Source organism: Vibrio sp. OPT20 (assembly GCF_963889365.1).
GTDB classification, from domain to species: domain Bacteria; phylum Pseudomonadota; class Gammaproteobacteria; order Enterobacterales; family Vibrionaceae; genus Vibrio; species Vibrio splendidus.
Window position 1 is genome coordinate 1 of the sequence record NZ_CAWPOA010000069.1, and the last position, 262, is coordinate 262.

Below are 262 nucleotides of genomic sequence, written 5' to 3' on the forward strand. Positions count from 1 at the left end.
ACCATCGGCGCTATTGTGTTTCACTTCTGAGTTCGGCATGGAATCAGGTGGGTCCACAATGCTATGGTCGCCAAGCAAATTTTAAAATTCGGAAAGCTGCTTCTCTATTTAATAGAGCTTTAAAAGTATTTCTCTTCAAACGCATTCAAGGTCTGGTCTTTCTATTGAGTCCACAAAACCCCTTGGGTGTTGTATGGTTAAGCCTCACGGGCAATTAGTACAGGTTAGCTCAATGCCTCGCAGCACTTACACACCCTGCCTA

1 rRNA gene is annotated in these 262 nt (G+C 44.3%); it reads right to left on the bottom strand.

Annotation, left to right across the window (positions count from 1 at the left end):
* Positions 1-75, bottom strand: a 5S ribosomal RNA gene (gene rrf, locus AACR09_RS16235); the annotation flags it as partial.
* Positions 76-262 lie beyond the last annotated feature (187 nt).